The sequence below is a fragment of the Streptomyces telluris genome (genome assembly GCF_024519335.1).
GTDB lineage: Bacteria > Actinomycetota > Actinomycetes > Streptomycetales > Streptomycetaceae > Streptomyces > Streptomyces telluris.
In genome coordinates this window covers 12,241-35,147 of sequence record NZ_JANIID010000004.1, presented here as the reverse complement: position 1 = coordinate 35,147, position 22,907 = coordinate 12,241, and the positions used below count along the sequence as shown (strand labels likewise).

8 protein-coding genes are annotated in these 22,907 nt (G+C 74.1%); 5 read left to right on the top strand and 3 right to left on the bottom strand.

Translation table 11 applies throughout. From position 1 onward, the window contains the following. Positions 1-17 precede the first annotated feature (17 nt). Together redH and NQU55_RS06345 are read left to right on the top strand one after the other, a co-directional pair. Positions 18-2,723, top strand: coding sequence for an undecylprodigiosin ligase RedH (gene redH / locus NQU55_RS06350; protein ID WP_168092725.1), 2,706 nt, complete (start codon positions 18-20; stop codon positions 2,721-2,723). Positions 2,724-2,767: 44 nt separating this feature from the next. After that, complete coding sequence (locus tag NQU55_RS06345) at positions 2,768-3,985, top strand: Rieske 2Fe-2S domain-containing protein (RefSeq protein WP_168092726.1); 1,218 nt, start codon at positions 2,768-2,770, stop codon at positions 3,983-3,985. A 123-nt stretch (positions 3,986-4,108) separates the two neighbouring features. Here the strand turns inward: NQU55_RS06345 and uriT are convergent, their stop codons facing one another. Continuing rightward, entirely contained in the window at positions 4,109-5,569 is a 1,461-nt protein-coding gene (uriT, locus tag NQU55_RS06340) for a uridine transporter UriT (protein WP_256789986.1), read from the bottom strand. Positions 5,570-6,166: 597 nt separating this feature from the next. On the opposite strand from uriT, the gene NQU55_RS36420 reads away from it, so the two are divergent. Together NQU55_RS36420 and NQU55_RS06330 are read left to right on the top strand one after the other, a co-directional pair. Further along, a complete protein-coding gene (locus tag NQU55_RS36420) occupies positions 6,167-8,203 on the top strand; it encodes a hypothetical protein (protein WP_168092567.1) in 2,037 nt (678 codons plus the stop codon). Next, positions 8,200-12,879 (top strand): FtsK/SpoIIIE domain-containing protein, encoded by a 4,680-nt coding sequence (locus NQU55_RS06330; RefSeq protein ID WP_168092566.1) that lies wholly within the window; start codon positions 8,200-8,202, stop codon positions 12,877-12,879. Before NQU55_RS36420 ends, NQU55_RS06330 begins: the two co-directional genes overlap by 4 nt. Before the next feature lie 61 nt (positions 12,880-12,940). Here the strand turns inward: NQU55_RS06330 and NQU55_RS06325 are convergent, their stop codons facing one another. Both NQU55_RS06325 and NQU55_RS06320 read right to left on the bottom strand, forming a co-directional pair. Then, positions 12,941-13,243, bottom strand: coding sequence for a hypothetical protein (locus tag NQU55_RS06325; protein ID WP_120758512.1), 303 nt, complete (start codon positions 13,241-13,243; stop codon positions 12,941-12,943). Positions 13,244-13,301: 58 nt separating this feature from the next. Beyond that, the gene (locus tag NQU55_RS06320; protein WP_168092565.1) at positions 13,302-14,291 is read right to left on the bottom strand and encodes a hypothetical protein; all 990 of its coding nucleotides are present in this window, start codon (positions 14,289-14,291) and stop codon (positions 13,302-13,304) included. 207 nt (positions 14,292-14,498) lie between these two features. Between NQU55_RS06320 and NQU55_RS06315 the strand changes: the two genes are divergently transcribed. Next, the gene (locus NQU55_RS06315) at positions 14,499-22,874 is read left to right on the top strand and encodes a putative T7SS-secreted protein (RefSeq protein ID WP_168092564.1); all 8,376 of its coding nucleotides are present in this window, start codon (positions 14,499-14,501) and stop codon (positions 22,872-22,874) included. Positions 22,875-22,907: the final 33 nt, after the last annotated feature.

The following is a 22,907-nucleotide window of genomic DNA, read 5'->3' as shown; positions in this document are numbered from 1 at the left end:
GTCCAGGAGAGCCCGACATGGCAACCCGTCCCCAAGACACCGCCACCCTCGCAGCGCCGACCGGCGACGTCGTCGACCTCGGCGGTCCCGGGCGGGCCGACCCCGCCGTCCTCGGCGGCAAGGCGGCCCGGCTCGCCGACATGATCGCGGCGGGGCTGCCGGTCCCGCCCGCCTTCTGCCTGACCACCGCTCTCTTCACCCGCTACCTCGCCGACACCGGCCTGGCCGGCAAGATCGAGGGCACCGAGGGCGGGACGGTCCGCGAGCTGATCCTCGCGACCCGCATCCCCGCCCCGATCGCCGACGAGGTCCTCGCCGCCTACGAGAAGCTCGGCCGGCCGCGCGTGGCCGTGCGCTCCTCGGCGCTCAAGGAGGACTCGGCGGCGCGCTCCTTCGCCGGCCAGCACGACACGGTGCTGGACGTCGCGGGGGACGCGGCGCTGCTGGACGCCGTGCGGCAGTGCTGGGCGTCGCTGTGGTCCGCCCGGGCCACCGCCTACCGCGACGGCGCCACGGCCGGGGCGATGGCCGTCGTCGTCCAGGAGATGATCCACTGCGACGTCAGCGGCGTGCTGTTCACGGTCGACCCCGTCAGCGCCCGGCCGCACCGCGTGGTGGTCGAGGCCTGCCAGGGGCTGGGCGAGGGGCTGGTGTCCGGGCGGGTCTCCAGCGACCTGTTCGTCGTCGACGACGGCAGCCTGGAGGTCGTCGAGGAGCGGGTGCGCTACAAGGTGGCCAAGTGGGCGCCGCTGGCACCGGGGAAGATCGGGATGACGAAGGTCGACGCCGCCGACCGCAACGTCCCCTGCCTGGACCACGCGCAGCTCGCCGAGCTCGCGCGGCTCGGGCTGCGGGTGCGCGAGCACTACGGCAGCGAGCAGGACGTCGAATGGGGCCTGCGCGACGGCGTGTTCCACCTCTTCCAGACCCGCCCGATCACCACCCGGCCCGCCCCCGGCGACGCCGCGTCGCGCGCCGGGACGCTCAGCCCGTACGTCACGGAGCAGCCGGAGGCCGTCCAACGCGGCACCCTGTGGTCCCGCATGGACATCGGCGAGATCTTCGTCGGCCTGATGACGCCGCTGGGCCTGAGCTTCGCGCGCTACTACCAGAAGAACGTCCACCTGGACTGCGCCGCGGCCCTCGGCGTCCGCGACACCGGCGAGGCCGACCTGCACATGGGCTACTACCAGGGGCACGTCTACCTCAACATCTCCTACAGCGCCTACCTGCTCGGCCAGGCCCTGCCGACGCGCAACCAGCGCCACTTCACCAAGCGGTTCGTCGGCGAGGAGGTCGAAGGAGGGGCGCTCGCCGACTACGAGAACCCCTTCGGGACGTTCCCGGGCGGCACGGAGGGCCTGCGCTCCACCGCGCACTGGCTGCGCTTCACCGCCGCCGAGGCGGTGCGGATGAAGTCCCGGTCGGGCGAGATGGTCGCGTCGCGGCTCTACGAGTTCGACCGGGCCCGGCGGCTGGACCTCTCGCGCATGAGCCGCCGCGAGCTGCACGCCGAACTCACCCGCGACCTCGGCTACTTCCACGACATGCACATCGGCTACATGCCGTACTACATCAACGCCTTCGGGTTCTACGGGATCCTCACCGAGCTGTGCCGGATGTGGCTCGGCGAGGAGGGCGAGAACCTGCAGAACCGCATCAAGACGGACATGTCGAGCCTGCGGACGGTGGAGTCCGCGAAGGAGATCTGGGCCGTCGCCCAGGCCGCCAAGGACCGGCCCCGGGTGCTGCGCATCATCAACGAGCAGCCGCTGGGGTCCGTGGAGGAGACGCTGCGCGCGGACGACGAGGGCGCCGTCTTCTGGGAGCGGCACATGGAGCCGTTCCTGCGCGCCAACGGCACCCGCGGCCACCAGGAGATGGAGATCACCCACCCGCGGTGGATCGACGACCCGTCGTACATCTTCCAGATGATCCGGCGCTACGCCTCCGACGGCTTCTCCGCCGACGACATCCTCAGGCGCAGCAGCGGCTACCGGGACGGCTCGCGGGAGATCCTCAAGAAGCTCTCGCTGCCGCAGCGCAAGGTGATCGAGACGGTCATCTCGCTGTACGCGCTGTGCAGCGAGCTGCGCGAGACCACCCGGATGTCGATGATCACCTCGATCTGGCTGGTGCGCAACGTGGTGTACGAGGTGGGCCGGCGCCTGGTGGACAAGGGCGTCCTGCACTCCCTCGACGAGGTCGCCCACCTCGACTTCGAGGACGTGCGGGCCTATCTGGCCGGGGAGGCCGGCGAGCCGGAGGCCTTCTCCCGGGAGCGGATCGACGAGGCGCGGCGCGTCCACGAGTACCGCAAGCGGCTGCCGGAGCCGCCGCTGACCTTCATCGGCGAGCACGACATCACCCAGGCCGTGCGGCCCGCCCCCGACGGGGCCCGGCTGAGCGGGCTGGGGGCGAGCCCCGGGCGGGTCGTCGGGCGCGCCCGCATCGTGGAGGACCTCGCCTGGCAGGCCGACGAGTTCGAGGCCGGCGAGATCCTCGTGACCCGCTACACCGACGCGTCGTGGACGCCGCTGTTCGCCATCGCCGGCGGTGTCGTCACCGACGTCGGCTCGATGCTGTCGCACAGCTCGATCGTCTCCCGCGAGTTCCACGTGCCGTCGGTCGTGAACACCAAGTACGCGACGCAGCGCATCAACACCGGGGACATGGTCATGGTCGACGGCGACACCGGGACGGTCGAGGTCGTCGAAGGCTGAGCGCCCCACGCCGCGTTCGAGCAACTGCCCGAGGAGAGAACGAGATGATCCCCAACCAGTGGTATCCGATACTCGAGGCCAAGGAGGTCGGCAACGGCAAACCCACCGGCGTCCGCCGCATGGGCGAGGAGCTGGTGCTGTGGCGCGACCTCGACGGCAACCTGGTCTGCCAGGGCGCGCGCTGCCCGCACAAGGGCGCGAACCTCGCCGACGGCCGGATGAAGGGCAACACCGTCGAGTGCCCCTACCACGGCTTCCGCTACGGCCCCGACGGCGCGTGCAAGGCCGTCCCCGCGCTGGGCTCGGGGGCGCGCATCCCCGGCTCGCTGCGGGTGCCCACGCACCCGGTGCGGGAAGCGCACGGGCTGGTGTGGCTGTGGTGGGGCGAGGAGCGGGCGGAGGCCGACCTGCCGGACCTTCAGATCGCGCCGGTCGTCGCGGACAACCCCAAGGCCCACGCGACGACGCACTGGACCCGTCCGGTCCACTACACCCGCTACATCGAAAGCCTGCTCGAGTTCTACCACATCACGTACGTCCACCGTGATCACTGGTTCAACTACATCGACTACCTGTTCCTCTACGGGACCGCGCGCAAGCTGGGCCTGGACGGCAAGGAGCGCTACCTCGCGGCGACGAAGATCGTCAACCACAAGCTGGAGACCGAGGGCCAGACGCTGCGCTACTCCTTCGACCACCAGGAGGAGGCGGACCCGAGGAACACCACGCACTACGTCATCACGTTCACCTTCCCCTGCCAGGTCCACGTCCAGACCGAGCAGTTCGAGGCGACGTCGTGGCTGGTGCCCGTCGACGACGGGCACACCGAGCACATCCTGCGCTGGTACGAGTACCCGGCGTTCAAGCCGCTCCTCCGCGCGGAGAAGCTGCGGCGCGTCCTGCCCTGGGCCTCCCTCTACATGGAGAAGTGGATCCAGGACGTCCAGGACGTCCGCATCATGGAGCGCCAGGAGCCGAAGATCAGCGAGGGCGGCGTCAGCAAGTTCATCCCCGTCGACGAGCTGAACGCCAAGTACCTGGCGATCCGCTCGCGGCTGATCCAGGAGGCGGCGGCGAAGGCTCCGCCGGCCGGGGAGACCGCGGAGGCAGCCGGGCCCCCCGCCGGGCGCCCGGCGCCGGCGAACGGCCGCAAGGCGGCCGGGGCCGCCGCGAACGGCAACGGAAGCGGGGGCGGGAACGGAAGCGGAAGCGGGAACGGAAGCGGCACGGCGGCGACGGTACCGGCGAGCCGGGCGCGCTGAACCGGCGCGATTCCGGGCGGCCCCCGTCCTGTACCGCCCGGAAACGCAGCAGAACCCCGGCTCGGGAACCGGGGTTCTGCTGCCGTGGCGCGACCGGCGTCAGCCGTGCGCCGACCGTGGACGTCAGCCGTGCGCCTCCGCCGTGACCGGCTTCGGGATGAGGAAGGACGTCGCGAGGGCCGCGGCCATGATCACAACGCCCGCGATCATGCCGGCGGTGTAGCCGGTGGACGAGGCCGGGTCGGACGGCTGCACGGCGGTCTTCACCGCGTACAGCAGGGCGAAGCTCAGGCCCGCGCCGAGGTTGAACGCGCCCGCGTTGAGACCGGGCAGGAAGCCCGGGTTCTCCTTGGGCGACAGCACGATGCCCAGGCCGTTGAGCACGATGTTCGCCACACCCGCGTAGGTGATGCCGACCAGCAGCGAGGCCACCAGCAGCAGGACGCGCGAGTGCGCCGGGATGGTGAGGATCATCAGGACGACGGACGCCGCCGACCCCACGAGCCCCAGGCGCAGGACGCGCCCGTAGCCGAAGGTGGCCGCGAGACGGCCCGCGACCGGGCCCATGGCGAGGCCCGCGAGGGCGTACGGGGTGAGCGTCCACCACGCGGAGGCCTCGGCCGACATCCCCAGGCCCGCCTCGGCGTCCTGGGCGAGGGAGGGGATGAGGCCGTTCATGACGGCGAAGACGCCGGTCATGGTGAGCGTGGTGGTCAGCAGGGTGGCCCAGGTGCCGCGCTGCTTGAGGTGCCGGGTGGCGACCAGCGGGTGGCCGCTGCGGTCCTCGGTGCGCCAGAACAGGGCGAAGGCGACCGCGGAGACGGCCGCCAGCCCGGCGACCATCGGCCAGCGGGCATCGCCCAGCTTGCCGGCCTCGTTCAGCGCGATGAGCAGCGAGCCGACGGAGACCACGAGCAGGGCCACGCCCGGCCAGTCCATCCGGTCGGCGGCCGCGACCTTGCTCTCGGGCGTCAGGGTGGCGACCAGGACGGTGGCGACGACGGCCACGACGGCCATCGCCCAGAAGACGGCCTGGAAGCCGTGGTTGTCCGCGAGGAAGCCGCCCGCGAGGGAGTCCACACCGGCGACGCCGCCGTTGACGGCCGTGATCACGCCGAGCAGGGTGCCGTAGCGCTTGGGCTCGGTCACCTCGACCCGCAGCATGATCAGGCACAGGGGCACGGTGGGCCCGGACGCGCCCTGCAGGATCCGCCCGGCGAACAGCATCGGCACGCTCTCCGCCAGCGCCGCGACCACGCACCCGACGGCCATCAGGGCCAGCATGCCCGCCAGGACCTTGCGGCGTCCGACGACGTCGCCCAGGCGCGGCAGGAAGAGCGAGAACAGGGCGGCCGACGTGAAGAACGCGGTCTGGGTGAGGCCGATCTCGGCGGAGCTGGCGCCGAGGCTGTCCTCGATGCTCTTCAGCGCGGGGCTGAGCATGCTGGCGTTGAGCTGGAAGGCGACGCAGGCCGTGAGCAGCGCGGCGACCAGCACGCCCACCCGGACGGGACGGCGGCCCGTCACATCGGCGGACCGGTCACCGGTGGCGCGCCCGGCGCGCTCGGTGGTGGAAGGGTTCATGCCTCGTGGATCTCTGATAGTTCAGGGCACACGGAAAAACCCCAGCCCGGCTGGGGTTTCAAGGGTGTCCAAGGATGTGTGGTCCGACCCCCTCACCGGGCGCTCCCGACAGGCCCCTGACCTGCGGAAACGCCCCCCTGGAGGGGACGCTTCGTACCATATTACCCGCTCCGGCGGCCCCACGGCCCCGGGGCTTGCGCGCCCGGCGGCCGCGTCCCTCCCCCGGACGGCGAGCGATGAGATCCGGCCAGGTTCGCCGGACCGGCGCGGTGGCATGCAACCTGGCGGCTGCATTTGCCATGTATCTCGGTGTCGGCACGAATGCGCTGCTCACCGTGGGTGCGGTCGGCCGACGGACGTCCACGGCGCGCCCCCGGCGCGCCTTCCCCGCCCGCTCCGTCCACCCGAGGTTCCCGTGCACACCCACTCGCTCGGCTCTCGCGGCCGCCCGGCCGTGACGCCCCGTCAAGGCTCCCCGGATCCCGCCGCTCCCGCGGACCGCCGGCGGTGCCCGTGACCACCGGGAGACCGGCCGGCGGCCCCTGGACGGTCGCTCTGCCCCTGCCTGACCAGAAATCGTCCGTCATCCTCGCCGGTATGGCCCTCGTCCTGGTGGCGCTCCTCTGGTGGCTGATCCGGGCGGTGGCACGGCAGGGCGGTTTCCGCCCGGCCTGCCGCCGGGCGGCCTGGGAGCTGCGGATGACCCGGCGGGCCTTCGCCCAGCCCTTCCGCGCGCGCGGCCTGCACCGGCGCCGGATCCGCACGCTGACGTCGTTCCTCGCCGACCCGGCCGTCCCCGCCCTCGTCGACCACGCCCTCACCGGCGCGGAGCGGGCGGCCGGGGAGGGCTGCCGCGCCGCGGCGGCCGCGGTGAGCGCCGACCGGCGGCGCGTCGCGGTCGTCCTCGCCGGGCACAGCCCGCGCGCGGCCGCGGCGCCCTGGCGGGAGGCCGGCGGCGAGCCGGGCGACTGGACCTGGTCGGCCGAGGCCGCGGCGATCACCCCCGGCGCGGAGGCGCCGCCCGCGCGGCGGACGCTGCCGCTGGTCGTCGGCGCCGACCGGCTCTCGGGCGCGACGGTCGTCGCCGACTGGACGAGCGGACCGCCCGCCCTGAGCCTGGAGGGCGACGCCCGGGTCGTCCGCAGCGTCCTCCAGTCCCTGGCCGCGCAGCTCGACCTGCTCGCCGACGGCCCGGCGGTACAGGTCGCCCGGGGCGTGCACCCGCGCTACCCCGGCCGGGAGCTCGACCGCATCCTCGACGAGCTGGAATCCTCCGCAAGCGCGGAGGACGCGGAACCGGTGGTCCTCGTGTGCTGGACCCCGACCCCCGCCCAGCGGGAACGCCTGGCCGGCCTCTGCGCCTCGGGCCGGGTCCGCGCCCTGATCGGCGGCCGCCTGCCGGGCCACTGCTGGACCCTCCACGCCGAACCGGGCGGCCGCCTCCTCGGCCCGGGCACCGGCATCGACGTGGAGTCCGCGGCGCTGAGCAGGGCGGTGGGCACCGCCATCAAGAAGTACCGCCGCCGCGGCACGGGCTGGTGGGCCGCCCGCGACGTGCCGACGGGCCCTCCGGCCGGTCCGGGGGGCGGTGACGGCGGCGCCGGCCCGGTACCGCCGGCACAGGAGCCGCCTGAGACGGATCCCGGCGCCCGGGCCGGGGCCGAGACCGGCGCCGGGGCGGAGACAGTTGCCCGCACCGGCGCCGAAGCCGCGGCCGGCTCCGGGACCAGTGCTGGTCCCGTGACCGGGGCTGCTGCCGGCGCCGGGGCCCGGGCTGCGGCCGGAGCCGGGACTGCTGCCGGGGCTTCTGCCGCCGGCGGCACTTGTGCCACGGCCGGAACCGGCGGCAGTGCCGGTACCGAAGCCGGTGCCGAGCCTTCGGCCGGGGCGGGGTCCGGTGCCCGGACTCCTGCTGGTGCCGCCGCCGTAGCCGGGGCCGGGCACCTGCCCGTGCCGGCGCCTGCCGCGCCCCCGCTGCCCGTCATGCCGGCCGGACCGCCGCCCGGTGCGGCGGGCCCCTCCCCGGCCCGCGAGCCGGAGGCCGTCCCGGCGTCCGGGCCGGGCGTCTCCGCCTCGGCCGCACCGGATCCGGGTGCGGCTTCCGGAGCCGGTTCTCCGGGCCCGTCCGCGACGGGGGCCGGAGCCGCCCCCGTGTCTGCCGGTACCGGATCCGCGGCCCCGACCCCGGGCCCGCTCCGCGACGACTTCGCCGAGCCGGAAGCCGACGCCGCGGTACCGCGTCCGGCACCCGACGCGCCCGGCCCTCGCCGGGGCGACCCCGCCGCAGGCCGGCCGGTCACCGCAGCCGCGACCCCGTCCGGTGCTGGCACCGGAGCCCCGGCCCCTGCCGCCCCCGGTCCGCGCCGAGCCGACGTCGCCTCCGGCGGGCCGGCCACCGCAGCCGGCCTCCCGTCCGGCACCGGTGCCGGATCCGCGGTCCCTGCCACCCCCCGCCCGCCCGCGGGCGACTTCGCCGAGCCGGCGGCGCCTTCGGGCCTTCCCGGCGCCTGGCTTGAGCCGGAGCCCGAGCCTGAAGGCGGGCCGGGGGGCGGGGCCGGGAAGGGTTCACGGCCTGCTTCCGGCGTCTCCGCCGTTCCCCGTACTCACCCGGATCGGACCCCCGAACACCCATGAGACTCTTCGTCAGCCTCGCCACGTCCTCTCCCGGCTCCGATTCCGGTTCCGGTTCCGGTTCCGACCGGGAAGTCGTCCTGGACGCCCCCGGCGCGGCCACCGTCGGGGCCCTCGCCGCCCGGCTCGGCGGCGTCGCGGAGGACGGCGCCGAGCCGCCCGTCCTCCATCTCGGCAGCCGCCCGCTGCCGGCCGACGCCACGCTCACCGCCGCGGGGCTCCGCGACGGTGTCCGGCTGGGGCTCGGCCGGCCCGCCGTCCCGGAGCCCGCCGGCTACGGCGCGCCCCGCGGTGAACTCCCGCCGCCGTCCCGCACGCCCGACGGCGAGCGCCTGCCGCGGGGCGCGGGCGTGGAGCTGCAGCTCGTCGGCGGCCGCGGCGCCGGCCGTGTCTGGGCGCTGGCGCCGGGCACGCACGGCGTCGGCCCGCAGCCGGGCAGTTCCGTCCGCCTGGAGGGGCGGGACGTGCCGTCCTCGGGGGTGCGGGTCACCGTGCGGCCCGACGGCACGGTCCTCCTCCACACCGGTGAGCAGGACGCGCACGTCGCGCTCTCCCTGCCGGTGCCGCCGCCCGACCGGCCGCGCGCCGACGCGACCCCGCTGCCGCCGGCGCCGCCGGGCGACCTCCCCGATCCGGACGCCGACACGGCCGAGCCGCTCCCGCCGGGCTGGTGCGTGTGGCCGCTGGGCGGCGAGCTCGCCTTCGGGGAGTTCCTGCTGCGGGTGGCCGAGCCGACCGAGGCGGACGCCGCCCTCGCGGTGTCCGCGGACGGCGCCCACCTGGACTTCAACCGGCCGCCGCGCATCGTCCCGCCCCTGCAGCCGGAGCGCTTCGTCCTGCCGGGTCCGCCCGTCCCGCCCGCCCACCGGGCGATCCCGCTGCTGATGGTGCTGTCGCCCCTGGTCATGGGCATCGGCATGGTCGTCTTCCTCAAGTCGTACTACTACCTGGTGTTCGGGCTGTTCAGCCCGGTGCTGGCGCTGGCGAACCACTGGAGCGGCAAGCGGAGCGGCTGGCGCGACTACGTGGCCGCGGCCGCCAGTTACCGGACGCGCCGGGCCTCGCTGGAGGAGGACGTCAAGGCCAAGGTGGACCGCGAGCGCGCGCTGCGGACCGAGGCGGCCCCGGACCCCGCGACCGCGGGCCTGTGGGCCGTCGGCCCGGGCGCCCGGCTCTGGGAGCGCCAGCGTGTGCACGCCGACCATCTCCACCTGCGCGTCGGCACCGTCCGGCAGCCGTCCCTGCTGACCATCGACGACTCCGCGCGCGAGGACAACCACCGCTCCGTCCACTGGGACATCCCCGACATGCCGGTCGGGGTGGACCTGGTGGGCGACGGGGTGCTCGGCATCGCCGGTGAGCGCGAGGCCACGGCGGCCCTGGCGCGCTGGACCGTCGCCCAGGCGGCGATCCTGCACAGCCCGCGCGACGTGCGGATCACGGTGCTGACCGACGCGGCGGGCGCGGCCGGCTGGGAGTGGGTGCGCTGGCTGCCGCACGCACGCCCGGGTCAGGGCGGCGTGGCCGCCCCGGCCGCGGGCGGTCCGGCGGTGACCCTCGGCAACGACCCCGAGACCGTCGCCGCCCGGGTCACCGAGCTCGTCTCGGCCGTCCGCTCCCGCAGCCGCGCCCGGGAGTCCGGGCTGGGCGGGACGCTGATCGCCGAACCCGACCTGCTCGTCGTCCTCGACGGGGCGCGCCTGCTGCGCGACGTCCCCGGCATGATCCAGGTCCTCAAGGAGGGGCCCGCGGTGCGGGTCTTCCTGATCTGCGTCGACCGCGAGGAGCGGATGCTCCCGGAGGAGTGCGTGTCGGTCTGCTCGGTCGGCGCCCGCGAGCTCACGCTGCGCCGCACGGGCAGGACCGATGTGACCACGGCCCGCCCGGACCTGGTCGACGCCGAGTGGTGCGAGCGGATCGCCCGGGCCCTGGCGCCCGTGCGCGACGTGACCCCGGACGGCTCGGACGGCCTCCCCGGCGAGGTCGGGCTGCTCCGGCTGCTCGACCTCGAACCGCCCCACGGGGACGAGTTCGTCCGCAGGTGGGGGCAGCAGCCCGCGTCCACGAACATGCTGCTGGGCTCCGGCTATTCCGGGCCCGTCGCCTTCGACCTCGTCAAGGACGGCCCGCACGCCCTGATCGCGGGGACCACGGGCGCGGGCAAGTCCGAGCTGCTCCAGACGCTGGTGGCCACCCTCGCCGCGGCCAACCGGCCCGACGAGATGACCTTCGTGCTGGTCGACTACAAGGGCGGGAGCGCCTTCAAGGACTGCGTGCGGCTGCCGCACACCCTCGGCATGGTCACCGACCTGGACAGCCACCTCGTCGAGCGCGCCCTCACCTCGCTGGGCGCCGAACTGCTCCGGCGCGAGCACGTCCTCGCGGCGGTCGGCGCCAAGGACCACGCCGAGTACCGGGCGATGCGGCGCCGGAACCCGTCCCTCGCCGCGCTGCCCCGGCTGGTCCTGGTCATCGACGAGTTCGCCACGCTCGCCCGGGACGTGCAGGAGTTCATCCCGGGGCTGGTCTCCATCGCCCAGCGGGGCCGTTCCCTGGGCATCCACCTGGTGCTGGCGACGCAGCGGCCGGCGGGAGTGGTCACCGCCGACATCCGGGCCAACACCAACCTGCGGATCTCGCTGCGCGTCACCGACGCCGCGGACAGCCAGGACGTCCTGGAGGTCAACGACGCCGTCGGCATCTCCGCGGGCACGCCCGGCCGGGCGCTGGCCCGGATCGGGCACCGGTCGGTCCTGCCGTTCCAGACCGCGTACGCGGGCACGCCGCGCGAGGCCGGGCCGGCGGCGGAGGCGGGTCCGGTCCCGGTGCGGGCGGAACGTCCCGTCACCGCCGCCGACATCCGGGCGACGGACGTGACGTGGGCGCAGCTCGGGCGCCCGGCGCCCGCACCGGGGCCGGAGCTCGCCGCGGAGGACGACCCGGGTCTCCTGGACGACCCCTCGGCCCCGACCGACCTGACCGCGCTCGTCGAGGCCGTCCAGGAGGCCGCCACTGCCCTCGGCATCCCGCAGCAGCCGAGCCCGTGGCTGCCACCGCTGCCGCACCGGCTCACTCTGGACGACCTGCCGGAGCGGGCCCTTCCCGCGGGGCTTCCCGACGGGTACCTCGCCCCGGTCCCGTGGGCGCTGGCCGACCTTCCGGGCGCCCAGTGCCAGGAGGCCCTGGAGCTGGACCTCAACACCTTCGGCCACTTCTACGTCGTCGGAACGCCCCGCTCGGGCCGGACTCAGGTGCTGCGCACCCTCGCCGGGGCGCTGGCCCGCCGCCACTCCACGGCGGACGTGCACCTGTACGGCATCGACGCGGGGGGCGGCGCGCTCGCCGCCCTGAACCCGCTGCCGCACTGCGGGGCCGTGGTGCCGCGCGCCGACCTGGAGCGCATCGGCCGCCTGCTGGCCCGGCTCATGGCCGAGACGGCCCGCCGTCAGGAGCTGCTGGCCGCGCACGGCGCCTCCGGGCTCGCCGAACTGCGGTCGCTGCTGCGGCCGGAGGACCGCCCGGCGCACGTCATGGTCCTCGTCGACGGCTGGGACTCGCTGGTCGCCCTCCTCGGCGACCACGACGGCGGCCGTTACGTCCACGAGCTCACCGCCCTCATCCGCGAGGGCGCGCCCCTGGGCATCCACGTGGTCGCCACCTCGGAGCGGGCCCTGCTCACCGGCAAGGCCGCCGCGCTCAACGACGACCGGCTGCTGCTCCGGCTGACCGACCGCACCGAGTACACCCTGGCGGGCGTGGCGGCCCGGCGGATCCCCGAGCTGGTGCCGCCGGGCCGGGGCTGGCGCGGCGGCAGCGGCACCGAGGTCCAGGTGGCCCTGCTGGGCCGCCCGGCGGAGGGCGCGGCCGCCCCGGTCGGCGGGCGCGACCAGGCGGAGGCGCTGCGGGAGATCGGTGCGCGGGCGGAGCGGCGCGACCGTGCCGTGCCGGCCGCGCGGCGTCCCGCGAAGGTGCTCACGCTGCCCGCGAAGATCTCCTTCGCCGACGCGTACGACAAGGTGCCCGAGGCGCAGCGGCGGCCGCTGTGGGGCCTGCTGGGCATCAGCGGCGACGACCTGGCGCCGCTCGGCGTGGACTTCGCGGCGGACGCCCCGTCGTTCCTGATCAGCGGCCCGCCCGGAACGGGGCGCTCGACGACGCTGGCGTCCCTGGCGGTCTCCCTGCTGGCCGGGGGCACGAGGGTGGTCGCCCTCACCCCGCGCGAATCGCCGCTGCGCGGGCTGGCCCGGCACCCGCTGGCGACCGTTGTGGCGCAGGCCGATCCGTCCGAGGAGGACGTGCGGGCCGCCCTCGACGCGGGCACCGGCCCGGCCGTGGTGCTGGTCGACGACGCGGACCTGCTGTCCTCGATGCCCGCGGCCGACGAGGTGCTGCGCGACATCGCGGCCACCGGTCGCGACCGGGGCATCGGCCTGGCGGCCGCGGGCACCCCGGAGGCGCTGACCTCGGCCGGGTTCGGCTGGCTGGGGCAGGCGCGCAGGCTCCGCAAGGGGCTGCTGCTGGCGCCGCAGTCCCCGAGCGAGGGGGACATGCTCGGGGTGCGGCTCCCGTACGACCTGCTGCGCTCGCGGCCCGTGCCCGGGCGCGGGCTGACGGTGGATCCGGTGACGGGGGACCTGGTCTCCCTCCTCGTGCCGGAGACCGTGCTGCAGGAGGGGTGAGGACGCACGAGGCGCCCCCGGCCGGCGGGCCGGGGGCGCCTCGTGCTGTGCGGGGGGGCGGTCAGCCGTTGGTGCCCTTGGCGATGTCCGCGTCCATCTGCGCCACGGCGGTCTTGATCTTCTGGAACTGGCCGGCGAAGGCGGTGATGCCCTTCATGGCCTCGCTCAGGGAGAGCGTCAGCTTCTCGTACGACGCCTTCATCGCCGGGCTGCTCTGCTGCATGAACAGGCCGTTGTCCAGCAGGCCCTCGACGGTCGTCTTGGTGCTCTGCAGCATGGGCACGATGTTCGTGACGGCGTCGTTCATCGTCTTGGCGACCTTGTCGATCTCGGCGTAGTCGATGCTGACGTTGCCCTGGGGCATGGTGTCTCCTTGATGTGATCCGGGTGAGGTGCTGTTACTGCTCCGGCCGGGGGCCGGCTCAGGGTTCGAGGCGCCAGCCGGTGTCCTTGTCCGCGCTGGTGCTGACCCACTTCTGCGAGCGGCCGTCGGGGGTCTCGACCGTCTTCGTCCCGCTGCCGTCCTTCTTGACCTCGACGGTCGTGGTCGTCTCCCCGCCCTTGTCGTCCACGGTGGTGTCGATGGTGCCCGTGACGGTGCGTTCCTTGCCGTCCTTGTCGGGCCCGGTGGTCGTGTAGGTGGTGTGCGAGGTGCGCTGCCCGGTCTGCGGGTTGAAGACCGAGGAGGTGTCGCCGGTGGTGACGGTCTTCTTGCCGTCCGGAGCCGTGGTGGTGCTGTCGAACTTGGTCGTCGTGGTCTTGGTGTTCGGCGCGGTCTCCGTGGTGGTGGAGTTGCCGTTGGTCACCGTGACATTGCCGTGCACGTCGGTGGCCCGCGACTCGTAGGTGCCGTCGGGGCGGTACGTCGTCGTCTCGGTGCTGGTCAGGCCGCTCTTGGTGGTGATGGTCGTGGTGACCGTCTGCGGCTTGCCGTCCGGCCCGTAGGTGTACGTCGTGGTGGTGGAGTTGCCGCTGGGGTCGGTGGTGGTCCAGGTGGCCGGCCGCTGCCCCGGGTCCTTGGGGGCGTCCGGGTCGTTGGGATCCACCTTCCCCTCGGCCACCAGCTTCTGCCACTCGTCGTAGGCGGCCTTCTGCCCGGTCCACAGGTCCGCGGCGATGGCGGCGCCCTGCCGGTTCGCGTCGGCCGCCAGCCTGAAGTCCCAGGCGGCCCACTCCTTGCCCACCTTCTCGTACAGCTCCCCGAGCTTCTCCAGCTTCTCCTCGGAGCGTTTGAAGGCCCCGCCCCACCGGACGTAGTACTGGCGCACGGCCGTCCTGGCCCCCGCCGGGCCGATCTGCTCGACGGAGGGGTCGGGCGCGTGCGTGCGCGCCTCGGCCACCTGCTCCTTCAACGAGCGGGCCTTCTTCGCCACGTCGTAGAGCAGCTCGTAGTCCACGGCTATGTCCGGCACGGTCGCCTCCTCGCGGTCGCACGAACCTGTCACACCGACAGATGGCCGTCGTGCGCAATCCGTTCACTTGGAACGGGAGGAGACTTCCGTCTCAGTAGTGACTTTCTCCACAGAGTGAACCGAAGTGACTCCGATCCCATCGGACAGGATGACCGTGTGTGCCGTCCGGGGAGGGCGGCGCGGTGCGCGAGGGGGAGGGCGTCAGACGTGGCCACACGTCCCGGTGACTGGAGCGCCGTGGGGCTGGGCGGGGACCCGGTCCCCGGCGACCCCGCCGTCATCAACGGCCTGGCCGACGCCATGCGCCGGCTCGCCGAGACCGCCGGAACGATCCACGACGGCCTGAACGCGCTCCAGAACACCTCCGCCCAGGGGCAGCGCTTCATCGGCAAGACCGCGGACGCGCTGCGCGGCAAGGTCGACGAGCACCTGAACAAGTTCGCCGGGTCGGTGCGCGAGTCGTTCCTCCTGGCCGAGGCGGCGATGCGGGCCTATGCCACCGCCGTCACCAACGCCCAGTCGGCGGCCGACCAGGCGCTGAACGCCGCCCAGGGGATGGCCCAGGACGACCCCCGGCGCCAGGGGCTCACCGACCGCGTCTCGAACGCCCGCGGCGACCTGAACGCCGCCGTCACCCAGCTGAGCCGCCAGCTCACGGAGGCGGGCCAGCGGATGCAGATGCCGGTGAGCAACTGCGAGCTGTTCTGGGAAGCCTTCGAGATCCTCACCATCATCGTCTCGATCCTGGCCATCTTCACCGGCGGCCTCCTCGGCATCCTCGCCTGGGCGATGAACGCGGTCAATTTCATCAAGGTCGCCGTCGACTTCAGCCAGGGCAAGGCGAACGGCCTGCAGCTCGGGCTCGCCTTCCTCGGCATCCTCTTCCCGTCCACCAAGGGCATCGGCGGCACCCTCAAGGCCCTCGGCAAGGGCATCAAGGCGGGGGGCGCCGGCTTCCTGGACGACGTCGCCCGCATCGCCCGCCTCACCGGGACGAGCCGCCTCGTGGTCGCGCCCCTGCTCCTCGGCACCAAGCTGGGCGCCGGGCTGCGCGGCTTCCTGCCCCTGGTGTGGACCGGCATGAAGTCCCTCGGCCGCGCCGGCCTCGACGACTGGGCGAAGGTCACCGGAAACCTCAACGGCGCCTGGTCCAAGGCCGGCGCCTACGGCATGGTCACCCTGCGCCGGCTCGGCCGGTTCGGGGTGGCGGCCCTGCTGCCCCTCAACTTCGCCGAGATCGGCGTCGTCGGCTTCCGGGGCGCGGCGGCCCTGGCCTTCGCCGACCGCGTCCTCGGCATCCCGCAGCACTCGCTCCGCCAGATGATGGCCAGGGCGGGCGACCTCGAGTACCTCATGAAGGGCGTCCATCACGGGACGGCCGGAGCGGGGCACGGCCCCGGCTTCCCCGGCCGGGCGGGCGCGCACCTCGGGACCGGCCCGTTCGGCGGGCTCCGCCCCGGCCCGGGCCTGGGATCGGTCTCGACCGACCTGTTCCACCTCTCGCTGACCCGCACCCCGTCCCTGGACTTCACCCAGCTGGGCTTCGCCAAGCTCGGCGACGTGCTGCTGCCCCGCACCGGCGCGGCCGTGCACACCGGCACGGGCGCCGCCCCCGGCCTGCACGCCGTCCAAGGGCTCGTCACCCCGCCCCTGCCCGAGAACTTCACGCTCGGCAGGGGCGGCCTGGCCGTGCCCGCGGCGGCCACCGACTCCGCGGTCACGCCCCTGACCCACCTCGACGCCTCCCTCGGCCAGCTCCGGCTCGACAGCAACCTGCTGCTCCCCGCGGACACCGCCCTCGGCGTCGTCGAGGGAGCCCGCCACCCCTCCGGGCTCTCCCTCCTGGCGGACGCCCCCGCCACGGGGCACGGCGTGGAGGTGCCGGGCGGACTCGCCAAGGCCGGGGACGCCGTGGCCGACAGCACCGGCCTGGCGCGCGGCGCCCTCGGCCACGTCGAGGACCTCGCCGACCTGAAGTTCCCCGAGCTCCTGGCCCTCCAGCAGGGCGAGATCACGCTGCGCGGCATCTCCTCGGACGGCATCTCCTTCCGCATCGGCCGGGACACCGACGTGACGGTCAACGCCCAGAGCCTGTCGTCGCTCGCCGCCGGCTCCCACGGCGGCGTCCCGCACGCGGCGCCGAACGCGGCGGCATCGAACGCGGCAGTGCCGCAGGCCGGCGGCCTCCCCGGCACGGCGGGGGTGCCGGACGGCGCCGTGACGAACGCGGCGTCGCACGCGGCCGCGCCGCACGGCGGGGTGCCGGGCGCGCTGCCCGCGAAGCCCGTCCCGCTCGCGACCACGCGCGTCGCCCCGCCGACGCCCGGCACGACGGCCCACGCCGCCCCGCTCAACGAAGCGGCCACATCAACTTCGCCTGTGATCAAGAGTATTGACGCACCTTCAGCCGCACCGGTGTCCGCCCTGAACAGCCGTGAGCAGGCTCTCGCCCTCCTCAAGGGCGGCGGAGACGCCCGTCCCGGTGCCGCGGGCCTGAGCGCCTCGGCGCACCCGCCCGCGGGCGGCGTCTCCTCCCGCGCCGTCCTGGACACCGCCGGGGTCTCCCCCACCCGCGTGGACACCCTGGCCCTGGACCTGGTCGCCCGGCCGGGCCGCTCGGCCGACACCGCCGGCACGACCGGGGCTCCCCTGCTCGCGGAAGCCGCCCCGCCCCCGCACGCCCCGCCCCCGCACGCCGCGCCGCAGCCCGTGCATGCCGCGCCCACGGGCGACGGCGCCGCACCCCGCGGCAGCGGGGCCGGACGGACGAACTCCCCAGAGGTGCAGGGGGACTTGCGCCCGACGCCCAAGCCCGGGCAGACATCGCCCCTCGGCCCGGCCACTCCCATGCCGACCGGCATCGAAGGACACGCCGCGGCCGCCGTCAGGAACCAGCTCCGGCTCTCCATCGGGCACGTCATCACCGGCGGCGCCGCCGACAGCGTCACGGCCGACCTCCGCATGCAGCGCTACCTGGCGTACGAGAACTCCCTCGTCAGCCTGCGCAACGCGCAGCGCGACGCCGGCGCCGGCGCCCCGAACCCCTCCGGCGCCGGTTCCTCCGGCGGCCCGACCCGGGCACAGCTCGCCGCGCAGGACCGGCTGAACGCGGCCGTCACCGAGGTCAAGGACGCCCGCAAGGGCCTGCGGGAGGCCGGCGTCGACCCGGACACGATCCTGACCGAGGTGCGGACCCTGAACGTCCGCGCGGTTCTCGACAACGGCGGCGTGCCCGGCGGCTCGGAACGGCCCGACCTGTCCAAGGTGCTCGCCGACGAGGCGGACGAGGCGAACACGGCCGCGTCCTCCTCGGCCGGGCACACGGCCGACGACCTGGCGGACCAGCACGTGGACGACCTGACGGGCCCGCACGGCGGACCCGCTCCGGGCGCGGCGGCCCCCGGCCTCACCCCGGAGCCCCCGGCCCGGCCCGTCGTCACCGTGGGGCGCGTCGAGAACCCGTTCGCGGTGGTGGAGGGCGGCCGGACCCGGGACTTCGCCGGCGACCCGGTGCGATTCCTCGGGGCACAGCCCGTCTACACCGGCTTCGAGCTCGGCATCGCGGCACGCATGCCGCACCTGGGCGACCGGCTCGTCAACGGGTTCGTCAAAGCGATGGGCGAGGCCCGCGAGCACTGGTTCGTCCTGGTGCGGCCGGGCGACCTCGCCGGCAGCAAGGGCACCCTGGTGCTCACCCCCGCCGTGGAGAAGTACGTCCAGGCGTTCGCCGAGAACCCGTCGCTGCTGCGGCCCGGCACGACCCGGGAGTCCCACGAGGCCCGGAAGCTGTTCCGGGAACTCTTCGAACGGCGCGACGAACTCTTCCGCCCGATGGCGGACGAGCACTACCTCGCCTCGCAGTTCGTCCCGTACAAGCCGGGCAGTGCCCAGCAGACCGCCAACATCGGGAACGCCGTGATCCGGCGGAACCCGGGAGGCCATGTCGGTTCGCAGTTCGTGTTCACGCCGGACATGACGGGCTGCGCCCTCGTCGTGACCGATGTCACGGACGACACCTTCCGGGCCTGGCACTACCAGTCCCCCAACGGGTACGCGCAGCGCGGCTTCGCCGCCTCGTTCCGGGAGACCCGGAACCCCACCGAATGGTTCGGCGACGCGCGCTACCTCAGCCCGTCGCCGGCGTCGGCGACCCACCGCCCCGGGGCCACGAACATCCTCTGGCGCCAGACGGACGGCTCCTGGCGGATCCTCAGCCAGGAGTACCGGGCACCGTTCACGCTGGAACTCGGCGCCTTCACCCTGCCCCGCACACCCCTCGACGTCCCGCTGAGCCTCACACCGGGCAACGAGGTCACCTACACGAAGGAGATATACGAGGTGGCCCGGCAGGAGGCCGACCTGCGCCTCCAGAACGACCTGGTGAGGACCCTGACCCGGTCCGGCGTCGACAACTCCACGATGAACAAGCTGCAGAGGGAGGTGCTCGCACCGATCACCGGCACCCTCCACGGCCAGGACGGGGCCTTCGCGGACGTCACGACGTTCGAGGGTCTCGCCGCGAAGGCGAACGCCCTCCTGAAGGAGCGCAGGACCACGGCCGGGGCCGCCCAGCGGGCCGTCGACAGCCTGGACGACAACCTCAGACACAGGCTCACCGGTCTCGTCGACGACTTCAGGGAGCCCTGGTGGCTCACCAGCTCCGGCGAGGAGGCCGGAAAGCGCGCCCCGGCCGCGGCCCGGCCGCCGGCGAGCACCGTTCCGGCAGCGGTCACCGGCCCCGGGGGGACCGGCCTGGTCCCCCCGGCCCTTCACCCTGCGGAAACCGGCCCCGTCCCGCCGGCCGGCCACCTCGCCGAGCCGGACGCCCCCGCACCGGCCCCGCCCGCGCCCCGCGACAAGGGCAAGGGGCGGGCCGACGCGCAGGAGCCGCTTCCCCTCCCGTCGCCCGACGGGCGCCCCGGCGCCCGGGACGCGGCACTCGCCATGCGCGAGCGGGCCCGGGTCCGGCAGGACATCATCACGGGCGGCACGACCGGCCGTCAGGCCCAGGACCGGCTCGACGCCTGGCACGCGTACGAGATCGCCCGCAGCAACCTGGGGGAGCTGAACGAGCGCGCCGGACGGGAACTGTTCGCCGGCTCCTCCAGGGGGCCCACGAGCAGCCAGCGGTTCCTGCAGTCCCAGCTGGACACGGCCGTGGTCGAACTGCACCGCGCGGAGGAACGTCTCTTCGAACTGGGCATCGACCCGTGGCTCACGAGCGAGCGGATCGACGTGGCCGTAGCGAAGATCCAGACGAAGGAGGGGAGCCTGCTCGGCGGCGCGCGGCGCGCACAGCTCCCGCGGACCGACTTGCCGCAGGGCGGACCGGCGCACCTCACCGACGAGGCGGCGGACTCCGGCGCGCCCGCGGGCGGGCCGGACGAGCCGTTTCCGGACGGAACCCCGCCGGACGAAGCGGTGCCCGACGGGGCTCTGCCCGGCGCCCTCGACGAGACCGTGCCCGGCCCCGGCGCCGGCCCCGGTCACACGCCGGAGCCGGTCGCCGCCCCCGCCCCGCAGCCCGTACGGCCCGTGGGACACGTCGACAACCCGTTCGCCGCGCTGGAGGGCGCCCGGTCGGGGACGTTCGCCGCCGATCCCGTGCGCTTCCTCGACGCGTACCCCGTCTCCACCGAGCTCTCCCGGGGCATCCGGGAGCGGATGCCGGGACTGAGCCTCGCGCAGAGCAACACCTTCGTGGACCGGATGAGCGGCTGGAGCAGGCACTGGTTCGTCCTGCAGCGGAACGACCGCCTCCCGCTCAGCAGCCACTCCGCCCTGGTGCTCACGCCCGCCGTGGAGCGGTACGTCCAGGCGTTCACCGACGGGACGCTGTTCCCCCCGGGCACCCTCGTGCCCCGGGAGACCCGGGAACTCTTCGAGGGCCTGGCCGCGCACCCCGGGCTCTTCCGGCCCATGCCCGACAACCACTACCTCGCCTCGCACTACATCCCGTACAAGACGGGCATCGCCAAGAAGGACGGTGACATCGGGAACGCCCTCATCCCCCGCAACCCCGAGAGCGGCACGGGCTCCGCGTTCGTCTTCACTCCGGAGATGAACGGCTGCGCGATCGCCGTCACCGACGTCACCGACGACACCTTCAGGGCCTGGCACTACCAGTCCCCCGGGGGCGAGGTCGCCAACGGGTACGCCACGAGGTTCCGCGCGGGGCGCGGCGGCGCGGACTTCAACGGGCCCGCCACGCCGGAACGCTCGGTGCGCGACTGGTTCGGTGACGAGATGTACTTGACGCCGGAGCACGGCTCCCGGCAGTGGAAGGGGGCCACGAACATCCTCTGGCGCCGCGAGGACGGCACGTGGCACGTCGTGAGCCAGGAGTACCGGGCGACCGCCGCCGGGAAGGGCCTCGAAGACATCACCCTGCGCCGGAACACCAGGGTCTTCCCGCTCGACCTCACCGGCGGCAGCACGCCCGTGTACACCCGGCGGATCTACGACGGCATGCGCGCCGACGAGGCCCTGCAGATCGAGGGGGAGCTCGTCTCCGCCCTGGCGGCGCTCAGCCGCGGCAACCCCGAACTGGCGGGGTCCCTGCAGAGGGACGTCCTCGACAGGATCTTCGGCGTGCGGCTGACCGAAGAGCGCGAGCTCGCCGCGGCCGGCGACTTCGAGACGCTCGTGGAGACCGCCCGGACCCTCGGCCGAGGCCGCCTCGACACCGCGAACGACCTCCGGCAGATCCTGAACGGCGCTGCGCTGGACGCCCCGGTGAGGAACCGGCTCGACGGCATCCTCCAGCGCTTCGGGGACCCGCGCTGGGCCCGCGAGCTGGAACACGAGGCCGCGGCCCGGCTCGGCGCCCAAGCCCCCGAGCCCGCCCCGGCCCCCGCCCCCACGCCTGCTCCTGCTCCTGCTCCTGCTCCCGAGATCGGAACGCTGCGGATCTCCGAGCCCACGGCCGTACCCGACGAGGCCGACCTGCCGGTGATCCGGGCACGGGACGCCTACGCCGAGGCGTACGCCGACCGCTCCCGCGCCCAGTTCGAACTCAACGAGTGGAACCAGCGGTTCGCCGGCGGAGCGGGGCCGTCGACCTCGTCACCGGGACCGTCGCTGCCGGAGACCCGGCTCGCGGCCGCCGAGGAACAGCTGAACCGGGCCGCGGAGGAACTGGAGGCGCTCGGCGTCGACCCCCGGGCGGTACAGGCGGAGATCGAGGAGACCATCACGCGCAGCGGCAAGGAGAGCAAGGGCCTGCCCGGCGGCATGCACGGGACCGACCCCGGCGAGGGCAGCTCGGCCACCGGGCCGGCCGGTCTCCCCCACCAGGCCCCCGAAGGGGCGGCGCCGGCGCCGCGGACCACGCTTCCGCTGCAGGAGGAACTGCTCACGCGCGCCTTCGCCGACAAGCCCGAGGACTTCTTCACCTCACATCTGGTCTCCGTGCGCTTCGACGAGAACGTCGCGGCGCGGACGCCCTGGATGGACAGGGGCACCATCAACACGTTCCTGGACAGGATGAACGGCTGGGAGGGCCGGCACTGGTTCGTGATCCACCGGGCCGAGGGCCAGTCCGACCTGGGCAGCACCGTCATGCTCACCCCGGCCGTCGAGAAGTACATCCAGGTGGACGCGGAGGCGGCCGGACTGGCCCTGTACCGCGGCGACAGCCGTCTTCCCGCCGTGGCGGACGCCGGCGAGTACCTCTCCCCCGTGTTCCTCCCGTACCTGAGCGGAAACGTCGACCTCGTCGGGATCGGGAACGTGCGCGTTCCCCTGGTGCCCGACGACGGGCTCGGGTCGGGGCTCGTCGTGACCCCCACCATGAACGGCTGTGCCCTGGCCATCACGAATGTCGACGAGAGCGGATTCACGGCCTGGCACTTCCAGTCGCCCGGCAGCAGCAAGGGCGCCGACGTGCGCTTCCGCCTCGACCCCGACCGGCGGGTGACCGACTGGTTCGGTGACGCGGAGTACGAGACGCCGGTGAAGCGGGGGCAGTACCAGGCCGCCAACATCCTGTGGCACCACGAGGCGAGCGGGCAATGGAAGATCATCAGCCAGGAGAGCGACATGCTCTTCGGCCCGCGAGGGGAATGGCTCGGACTCTCCAAGACGCACGAACTCAGCCGTGAGCTCCGGCTGACCCCCGGCGGCGAACTCGCCTACACGAAGAAGATCTACGAGGGACTGGCGGCGGCGCACCGGCAGAAGGTCGACGTGGCGCTGGCGAAGATCGACGACAAGGCGATCTGGAGCAAGGAGCAGTACAGGCTCCTTGAAGAGAGCCTCATCGGCCCCTCCAAGCGGTACATGGAGGAGTTCCGGACGCAGCTGCTCGCTCAGGAGGACTTCGCCGGACTCGCCGACCTGGCCGATTCCATCAGGACGCGGATACCGGAGTTCGACGGCACGGAGATCAGGCAGTACGCCGACAGCTGGTCCGCGAGGCTGAAGCCGCTCGAATCCTGGATGCCCTCCCGGCCGTTCGACCTGCGCATGGACAACCTCCTGGCGTTCCTGCGCGAGTACCACAACGCCGCCTGGGCGAAGCACATGGCGTCCGAGGCGCACGCCCGCGTCGCGCCACCCCCTCAGCCCGGCGCGAACGCCTGATGAGAAGTCGTCGTCACCACCGGCACAGCCCGG

Bases quoted from the DNA above. Each gene is read 5' to 3' on its own strand.
- redH (WP_168092725.1), top strand. From the start codon at position 18: ATGGCAACCCGTCCCCAAGACACCGCCACCCTCGCAGCGCCGACCGGC.
- NQU55_RS06345 (WP_168092726.1), top strand. From the start codon at position 2,768: ATGATCCCCAACCAGTGGTATCCGATACTCGAGGCCAAGGAGGTCGGC.
- uriT (WP_256789986.1), bottom strand. From the start codon at position 5,569: ATGAACCCTTCCACCACCGAGCGCGCCGGGCGCGCCACCGGTGACCGG.
- NQU55_RS36420 (WP_168092567.1), top strand. From the start codon at position 6,167: ATGGCCCTCGTCCTGGTGGCGCTCCTCTGGTGGCTGATCCGGGCGGTG.
- NQU55_RS06330 (WP_168092566.1), top strand. From the start codon at position 8,200: ATGAGACTCTTCGTCAGCCTCGCCACGTCCTCTCCCGGCTCCGATTCC.
- NQU55_RS06325 (WP_120758512.1), bottom strand. From the start codon at position 13,243: ATGCCCCAGGGCAACGTCAGCATCGACTACGCCGAGATCGACAAGGTC.